This window comes from Bacillus sp. V59.32b (assembly GCF_003429085.1).
Classification (GTDB): Bacteria; Bacillota; Bacilli; order Bacillales; family DSM-1321; genus Peribacillus.
Genome location: NZ_QVTC01000119.1, coordinates 1 through 6,692, shown reverse-complemented (window position 1 = coordinate 6,692; position 6,692 = coordinate 1). Strand labels below are relative to the sequence as shown.

At 41.3% G+C, this 6,692-nt stretch carries 11 protein-coding genes and 1 pseudogene; 8 read left to right on the top strand and 4 right to left on the bottom strand.

The genetic code is table 11. From position 1 onward, the window contains the following. Window positions 1–256 precede the first annotated feature (256 nt). Entirely contained in the window at window positions 257–877 is a 621-nt protein-coding gene (locus D0463_RS19130) for a YktB family protein (protein WP_117308940.1), read from the bottom strand. A gap of 200 nt (window positions 878–1,077) precedes the next feature. Between D0463_RS19130 and D0463_RS19125 the strand changes: the two genes are divergently transcribed. Both D0463_RS19125 and D0463_RS19120 read left to right on the top strand, forming a co-directional pair. Then, window positions 1,078–1,275 (top strand): hypothetical protein, encoded by a 198-nt coding sequence (locus D0463_RS19125; RefSeq protein ID WP_117308939.1) that lies wholly within the window; start codon window positions 1,078–1,080, stop codon window positions 1,273–1,275. A gap of 220 nt (window positions 1,276–1,495) precedes the next feature. Then, window positions 1,496–2,290, top strand: a complete 795-nt coding sequence (locus D0463_RS19120; protein WP_117308938.1) for an inositol monophosphatase family protein — start codon at window positions 1,496–1,498, stop codon at window positions 2,288–2,290. 33 nt (window positions 2,291–2,323) lie between these two features. On the opposite strand, the gene D0463_RS19115 is transcribed toward D0463_RS19120, so the two are convergent. After that, window positions 2,324–2,509, bottom strand: coding sequence for a YlaF family protein (locus D0463_RS19115; protein ID WP_117308937.1), 186 nt, complete (start codon window positions 2,507–2,509; stop codon window positions 2,324–2,326). Window positions 2,510–2,622: 113 nt separating this feature from the next. Here D0463_RS19115 and typA point away from each other — a divergent pair, with 113 nt between their 5' ends. From typA to D0463_RS19100, 3 genes are read left to right on the top strand one after another with little or no spacing between them, the layout of a single operon-like run. After that, entirely contained in the window at window positions 2,623–4,467 is a 1,845-nt protein-coding gene (typA, locus tag D0463_RS19110) for a translational GTPase TypA (protein ID WP_117308936.1), read from the top strand. 24 nt (window positions 4,468–4,491) lie between these two features. Next, a complete protein-coding gene (locus tag D0463_RS19105) occupies window positions 4,492–4,797 on the top strand; it encodes a YlaH-like family protein (protein WP_117308935.1) in 306 nt (101 codons plus the stop codon). Window position 4,798: 1 nt separating this feature from the next. Further along, window positions 4,799–5,086: a hypothetical protein gene (locus D0463_RS19100; RefSeq protein WP_117308934.1), complete on the top strand. Its 288-nt coding sequence runs from the start codon at window positions 4,799–4,801 to the stop codon at window positions 5,084–5,086. 33 nt (window positions 5,087–5,119) lie between these two features. On the opposite strand, the gene D0463_RS19095 is transcribed toward D0463_RS19100, so the two are convergent. Both D0463_RS19095 and D0463_RS19090 read right to left on the bottom strand, forming a co-directional pair. Further along, a complete protein-coding gene (locus D0463_RS19095) occupies window positions 5,120–5,533 on the bottom strand; it encodes a hypothetical protein (RefSeq protein WP_117308933.1) in 414 nt (137 codons plus the stop codon). Beyond that, on the bottom strand, window positions 5,527–5,727 hold the full coding sequence (locus tag D0463_RS19090) for a YlaI family protein (RefSeq protein ID WP_117308932.1): 201 nt from the start codon (window positions 5,725–5,727) through the stop codon (window positions 5,527–5,529). The genes D0463_RS19095 and D0463_RS19090 overlap by 7 nt, the downstream gene beginning before the upstream one ends. Window positions 5,728–6,160: 433 nt before the next feature. Between D0463_RS19090 and D0463_RS20020 the strand changes: the two genes are divergently transcribed. The 3 genes and pseudogenes from D0463_RS20020 to D0463_RS20010 all read left to right on the top strand — a co-directional run. Further along, window positions 6,161–6,316, top strand: coding sequence for a hypothetical protein (locus D0463_RS20020; protein WP_254052868.1), 156 nt, complete (start codon window positions 6,161–6,163; stop codon window positions 6,314–6,316). A 51-nt stretch (window positions 6,317–6,367) separates the two neighbouring features. Beyond that, window positions 6,368–6,439: a hypothetical protein gene (locus D0463_RS20015; protein ID WP_254052869.1), complete on the top strand. Its 72-nt coding sequence runs from the start codon at window positions 6,368–6,370 to the stop codon at window positions 6,437–6,439. A 20-nt stretch (window positions 6,440–6,459) separates the two neighbouring features. Then, a pseudogene (locus D0463_RS20010) lies at window positions 6,460–6,692 on the top strand (hypothetical protein); the annotation flags it as partial.

Here is a 6,692-nt window from a genome sequence, read left to right as displayed (position 1 = left end):
CACCGCACGAGAAAATGCGTAGCATTTTCGAGGAGTCGCCGCCTGCAGCGAAAAGCAACCGGTTTAGCAATCAGGAGTGAGTACGAACACAGCCTAGATTTTGGAGAGGCACTCCTTTTTTTGCGTTTTTGAACCATTGGGGCTCTAAGGGTGAAATTTATGAAATTGATTCGAATAAAAGAAGGATTGGAATGTCATTTCCAATCCTTCTTTTATTAGTAGCTTTATCTAGAGCCTCATTTAACGGAGTTGATGTTTAAGCCAATTTATATAGGGGTAATAAATGGTCAAACGCATCACTAATTGTTTGAACAAATTCATCATCTGATAATTTGATGGCGTCTTCCCGGGGAATCTGGATTCCGCAAAGAATTTCAGCCTTTTTGACAGTTTGCAGCCGCTGGAACATTGCCTTCAAATCTGTGACAGAAAGATCATTGTGAGGAATGACTTCAGGTTTTGTATGATCGGTCGACCACACAAATTCATTCGGAATCATATCTTTCACTTTTTTAGCATTTTGTTCCAATGTTTTTCCAAAGTCAGCCTTATTGGGAGCTTCATAAATGACTGCAAACCAAATGAATACGTGAGTTTCCCATAGCCCGATTTGGAAATGAGGCATCATCTTGTATCCTCTGCTGTTGCTGGCAAAAGCAACCCAAGTGTCATTTGGCGGATTGATTGTTCTTCTGGCGTGTTTTGCGACATGAGCGAACATCTCATCCCCGGTTTTAACTGAAAGTTCTCCCGAGAAGCTTTCACCGAGCTGACTCAGCTTTGGTTGAATCCGGTCTTTTAAAGCTTCCATACGCTGGTCGAGACCATCTATTTTAAACACATTAAAGTCACTTGCACTAAAGGTTGTATGTACCATTTGTTTCCTCCTACAATTCTAAATCTATGATTATTGTAGCATAGCGGAACAAAAAACTGAAAAGTTTTGCTATCAATGTCTGCCACTAACTACCTGCTGGGTTTTCACACAAATTTGTTGCGGTTTTAGGGTGGACGACATAATATATATTAAAAATAAAACTGAAAATTTAGTCACTTACTCGAGAGGAGAAGATTACCATGAAACAAGTTATGAATCAAGCCTTAAAAGCGAAGGAAGTAGAAAGACATCGGGCGGCAGTATTAAGAATGGAAATGGATTACGAGTTGGCCACTTTATTCGAAGCAATCAGCGAAAACAATGAAAAGAAACAAACACAATGCAAACAAAAGCTTGAAAGAATCCGCCTTGAGCTATTAAGGCTTAAAGCATTATAAGGTTGAAGGAGAAAAACAACTGTCAAATGAAAGTATATAGTCATAAAGTCGTATATAGGGTGTAAGGCGGACATTTTTCGAATAAGAGAAAAATGTCCGCCTTTTATATACGGAAAGCACCAAGCTTGTGGAATGAGGGAGCTTGCAGTAATCTTTAATAATAAATATGGATTTTTGCAAAACTATCAGTGTGTTCATTAAATGAGCGGAGGATTCAGCAATGACAAATTGGGAGAAAATCGATACATATGCAAAAGAATGGATAAAGGAAGCAGGAGAAAGGCTAAAGACTTCATTTGAAGAAAAGCTGAACATTGAAACAAAAACAAATCCTAATGATTTAGTAACGAACATGGACCGCGAAACGGAACAGTTTTTTATGAGTAAAATAACAGAGCACTTTCCGGAGCATAGGATTTTTGGAGAAGAAGGAATGGGTCATAATGTCAAGGATTTAACAGGGATTGTCTGGATTGTCGATCCGATCGACGGGACGATGAATTTTATTCATCAGCAGCGGAATTTTGCGATATCCATCGGCATTCTTGAAGATGGCAAAGGGAAAATCGGGCTTGTCTATGATGTCGTCCACGGTGAACTGTATCACACTTTTCGCGGCAATGGAGCTTTTATGAATGATAAGGAATTGCCGACGCTTAAACCTGTGCCCATTAATGAAACCATTCTCTCATTAAATGCCACATGGGTTACCGAGAACAAAAGAATTGATCCTCAGATCCTTGGAGCGCTTGTACGGGATGTTCGGGGAACCCGTTCATACGGTTCAGCGGCTTTGGAAATGGCCTTTGTCGCAGCAGGCAGGCTGGATGCTTATATATCACTCAGGCTTGCGCCATGGGACTTTGCGGGCGGTGCGATTTTAATCGAAGAGGTTGGCGGAGAAGTAAGCGACTTGCAAGGCAACCCGCTCGATTACTTAAAAGGAGGGCCTTTATTTGTGTCGAAACCGGGATTGCATCAGGAAATTCAGGAAAAATACTTAAAGAGTTTATAAAAAAAATCGCCGCAGACAGTAGCGGCAATTTTTTTAAAGCTTTCCCTTTTCCCGCATTTTCTTCTTAGTGGCAAAGCCGAAGCCCATAATTACAAAGACTGCGATTATGCTAAGTACGACGCCAATTATGCTTCTTTCGGCAATTGCGATGCCTGTCCAAGCCAGGCTAGATGTCGCTAACAGTGCAAGAATTAAAAAGTTCCATTGCATGTTTTTCATTGTCTTCACCCCATATATTCTTATTGTACAGAATTTCTTGCTTTGTTTCTACTATGTTTGTGATATAATATGTAAGTTAATGGCATAGACAATTTATACTAGGAGTGAATTTATTGAAATCTCGTAATGATATTCGCAACATAGCGATCATTGCCCACGTTGACCATGGGAAAACGACGCTTGTAGACGAACTGTTGAAACAATCAGGTACTTTCCGTGCAAACGAGCACGTTGAAGAACGGGCTATGGATTCCAATGATCTTGAAAGAGAACGTGGAATAACGATCTTAGCGAAAAATACAGCTGTTCAATATAAAGAAACAAAAATCAACATTCTTGATACACCGGGACATGCCGATTTTGGCGGCGAAGTGGAGCGTATCATGAAAATGGTTGACGGTGTATTGCTTGTTGTTGATGCTTATGAAGGTACAATGCCCCAAACACGCTTTGTATTAAAAAAAGCATTAGAACAAAAAATCACACCGATTGTTGTTGTAAATAAAATTGACAAAGACTCCGCCCGTCCAGAGGAAGTTATTGATGAAGTCCTTGACTTATTCATCGAACTTGGTGCTAATGAGGAACAGCTAGAGTTTCCTGTTATTTATGCATCGGCCATTCAAGGCACTGCAAGTCCAGATCCGGATCCTTCTAAACAGGAAGAAAACATGGAGTCATTGTATGAAGCAATTGTTGAAAACATACCTGCTCCAATTGATAACAGGGAAGACCCGCTTCAATTCCAGGTTGCTTTGCTTGATTATAATGATTATGTGGGACGTATCGGAATTGGACGCGTATTCCGCGGAACGATGAAAGTAGGCCAACAGGTTGCGCTTATGAAGCTGGACGGGTCAGTTAAACAGTTTAGGGTTACGAAGATCTTTGGCTTTATTGGCTTGAAACGAGTAGAAATTGAAGAGGCAGTTGCCGGCGATCTTATTGCTGTTTCCGGAATGGAAGACATTAACGTAGGGGAGACAGTTACACCAGTAGAGCACCAGGAAGCACTTCCGGTACTCCGTATCGATGAGCCTACTCTGCAAATGACTTTCCTTGTTAACAACAGTCCTTTTGCCGGTCGTGAAGGTAAATTTGTCACATCCAGAAAGATTGAAGAACGTTTAAAAAGCCAGCTGGAAACAGACGTCAGCTTACGGGTTGAAGATACGGATTCCCCAGATGTTTGGGTTGTTTCGGGACGCGGCGAGCTTCATTTATCCATCTTAATTGAAAATATGCGCCGAGAAGGTTTTGAACTTCAAGTTTCGAAACCGGAAGTTATTGTAAAAGTAATTGACGGTGTTCGCTGTGAGCCTGTTGAACGTGTACAAATCGATGTGCCTGAAGAGCATACAGGATCGATCATGGAATCCATTGGTGCCCGTAAAGGCGAACTGCTTGATATGATTAATAACGGAAGCGGCCAGGTTCGCCTGATTTTCAATGTGCCTGCGCGCGGCCTGATTGGTTATTCAACGGAATTCCTAACCATTACACGTGGATATGGGATCATGAACCATACTTTCGATAGCTACCAGCCGATGCAGCAAGGACAGGTTGGCGGAAGAAGACAAGGTGTCCTCGTTTCCATGGAAACGGGAAAATCAACGCAATACGGAACTATGGGAGTAGAAGACCGCGGTGTCATTTTTGTTGAACCAGGTACTGATATCTATGAAGGCATGATTGTCGGCGAACATAACCGTGAAAACGATTTGACCGTCAATATCGTAAAGGCAAAACAAATGACCAACATGCGTTCAGCGAACAAAGACCAGACAACTACCATGAAAAAACCAAGAATCATGTCTCTTGAAGAGTCTTTGGAGTATTTGAACGATGATGAATATTGCGAAGTTACCCCGGAATCCATCCGTCTTCGTAAAAAAATACTTGATAAGAACGAACGTGAAAAATCGGCTAAAAAGAAAAAATACGCTGAAACAAACTAAGTTTGGTCCAGGGGAGGAACAGGAATGATCCAGGAGCGATTGTCCTTTTTTGCGGCATTATTTAATGTGGATAAAAATCCCGACGCAGGAATGTGGTATTTATATATCACTGTATTTTTGCTTTGTGTAATCGTGTATCAGCTCGGTTTTGCAAAAAAGTTGCCTGTTTTTAAAAATGTCATTATCTATACGGTGATGGCGTTTGGGTGCACGCTTCTTTCATTCCTCGCAGTCTTCCTGCCGGTTGCGGAAGGACTTGTAATTGCCGGGTTAGTTCTCGGGATCTACAAACTGCGCCTCCACAACCATAAGAAAGAAGAACAGGCCTAACATGCAGTCTGTACAGGATGCCTTATATAACTGGCTTACGATCAAAGTTGTCTGCGATGCAAGGCCTGATGATACGGCTGCTCAAGATACGAGGGGACTGTTTGAAAACCTGCTTCATGATGAACATCAGCTGGAAATCATCGAAGTGAGAAAAGAAGATCCGTTCTATTTCGTTGATTACAGTGTACATTTGGAAAAAAAGACACAGCGTTTTCCGATTGAACTGATTGACGTGATGTTAGACCAAATAAACGCTGAACCGCAAAAATATAAAAACTATCAAGATTGAAAAACCGTGCGCTTTTCTATAGCGCACGGTTTTTTATGTCTTTATCGAAAGGGGAAGAATCAGGGCGTAGACAACATGGGCAGCGCTCCATAGCAAAAAGGAAGACAGATCTGCCGCAGAAGTTATTTCTGATTGGGATATGTAAGAAAGCGGGAAATAAAGCAGGATTGCCGGAAGAATAAGCAAGAACGATAAGCCCCATTTATTTGCAAACTTAGGTTTAAGCAGAACAAAAAAGACACCAATCCCTGAGGAAACGAGCAAGTGAAGTACAAGTTCGATTGGTTCGTTCCCTTGGATCCGTTGTGTAAGCGGGATGAAATCGATATTAAGGAGCAGCGAGTAGATCTTCTTTCCTGTATACATTTCCACATACCGCGTGGCGATTGCCAAAAGTATGCCGGATCCCACCCCCGCCAACATTCCGATGAGAGTGGATTTTACCATTCATCATCCTTTGTCACGCTGCGGTATAAGCGAAAGTTGCCTGAATCAATCCGAGCTTTTGTTTTTTCTTCGATTCTTTGGTTGCAGGACTGACACATGAATGTATGGATCGGCCGGTTGCGAAGCTTTTTGGCTTCAGGGGAAAAATCCGGAATGGATTCAATGTTATCGCAAATTACACATTTAACCCTCATTCAAATGAACCTCTTTTCTTCTCTACGAATCAGTGATTTATGTAAATTAGTATATCATGTTTATAGATTAATTGTATCTGCGGAATGGATTTCATATAATCTAGGGAAGAATCATATTTGATACCATCTATGAAAGTGGGTGGGCTAAAGGAATCCTTTCTCATGCTTTAGCATTGGATTCACAGCAAAAAGAAGATTTCTCAGTTTTCTTCGGAAGCGACCATCGAAGAAGACGTAGACTTGCTTGTGTTGTGTGACTGGGGCTAACGGTACATTTACCTTTCAGCTCCTAAAAGACATGGAGAGCGCGAAATAGAACCATCTCGTTCCTGTTAAAAGGGATGGCATAAAAGAACAGAATTCAGCAACATGTTTCTTAAGAGTAAAAGCATGTACGTTAGGCAAAAAATATCGTATATTTTTAGGAGGAAATATGACTGAAAACAAACCCAAAGTATTTATCGGCTCGGCAAGTGAATCCATTTATTTGGTACCAGCCATCCAGGAACAACTTTCATATGTAGCGGAAGTTAATCCCTGGTCTGCAGGAGTTTTTGAAGCAATGGAATATCGAAATGGAAAGTCTTGAAAGGCAATTAGAGCAAAATGACTTCGCTGTATTTTATTTTCACCGGACGACGTGGTAAATATTCGTGGGAAAATCACATTTACTACGAGAGATAATACCTTGTTTGAAATGGGATTGTTTTAAGAAGGGGACGGGTTTTTTACTTGGTCCCCAATAAGAGTCCTCAAAATGAAGAAGTCGCTGGTTTTCGTTTACCTTCTGATTTAGAGGGTCTTACAGTTTTAAAATATGAAGTAAGAAGCGACGATAACTTTAACGCGGCCGTAAATGTAGCTTGTGCTACCATCAAACGGAATATAACAGCAAAGGGACCATTTTTAATGGGGTCTGTTGATTTCCGTTCCAGGCGCTTCGCGCACCTTAGGGGCGGGCGGTG

What these genes read in the sequence shown, in the direction of transcription:
- D0463_RS19100 (WP_117308934.1), top strand. Translation starts at nt 4,799, where the DNA reads ATGCAGTCTGTACAGGATGCCTTATATAACTGGCTTACGATCAAAGTT.
- D0463_RS19120 (WP_117308938.1), top strand. Translation starts at nt 1,496, where the DNA reads ATGACAAATTGGGAGAAAATCGATACATATGCAAAAGAATGGATAAAG.
- D0463_RS19130 (WP_117308940.1), bottom strand. Translation starts at nt 877, where the DNA reads ATGGTACATACAACCTTTAGTGCAAGTGACTTTAATGTGTTTAAAATA.
- D0463_RS19125 (WP_117308939.1), top strand. Translation starts at nt 1,078, where the DNA reads ATGAAACAAGTTATGAATCAAGCCTTAAAAGCGAAGGAAGTAGAAAGA.
- D0463_RS19095 (WP_117308933.1), bottom strand. Translation starts at nt 5,533, where the DNA reads ATGGTAAAATCCACTCTCATCGGAATGTTGGCGGGGGTGGGATCCGGC.
- D0463_RS19105 (WP_117308935.1), top strand. Translation starts at nt 4,492, where the DNA reads ATGATCCAGGAGCGATTGTCCTTTTTTGCGGCATTATTTAATGTGGAT.
- D0463_RS19115 (WP_117308937.1), bottom strand. Translation starts at nt 2,509, where the DNA reads ATGAAAAACATGCAATGGAACTTTTTAATTCTTGCACTGTTAGCGACA.
- D0463_RS19090 (WP_117308932.1), bottom strand. Translation starts at nt 5,727, where the DNA reads ATGAGGGTTAAATGTGTAATTTGCGATAACATTGAATCCATTCCGGAT.
- D0463_RS20020 (WP_254052868.1), top strand. Translation starts at nt 6,161, where the DNA reads ATGACTGAAAACAAACCCAAAGTATTTATCGGCTCGGCAAGTGAATCC.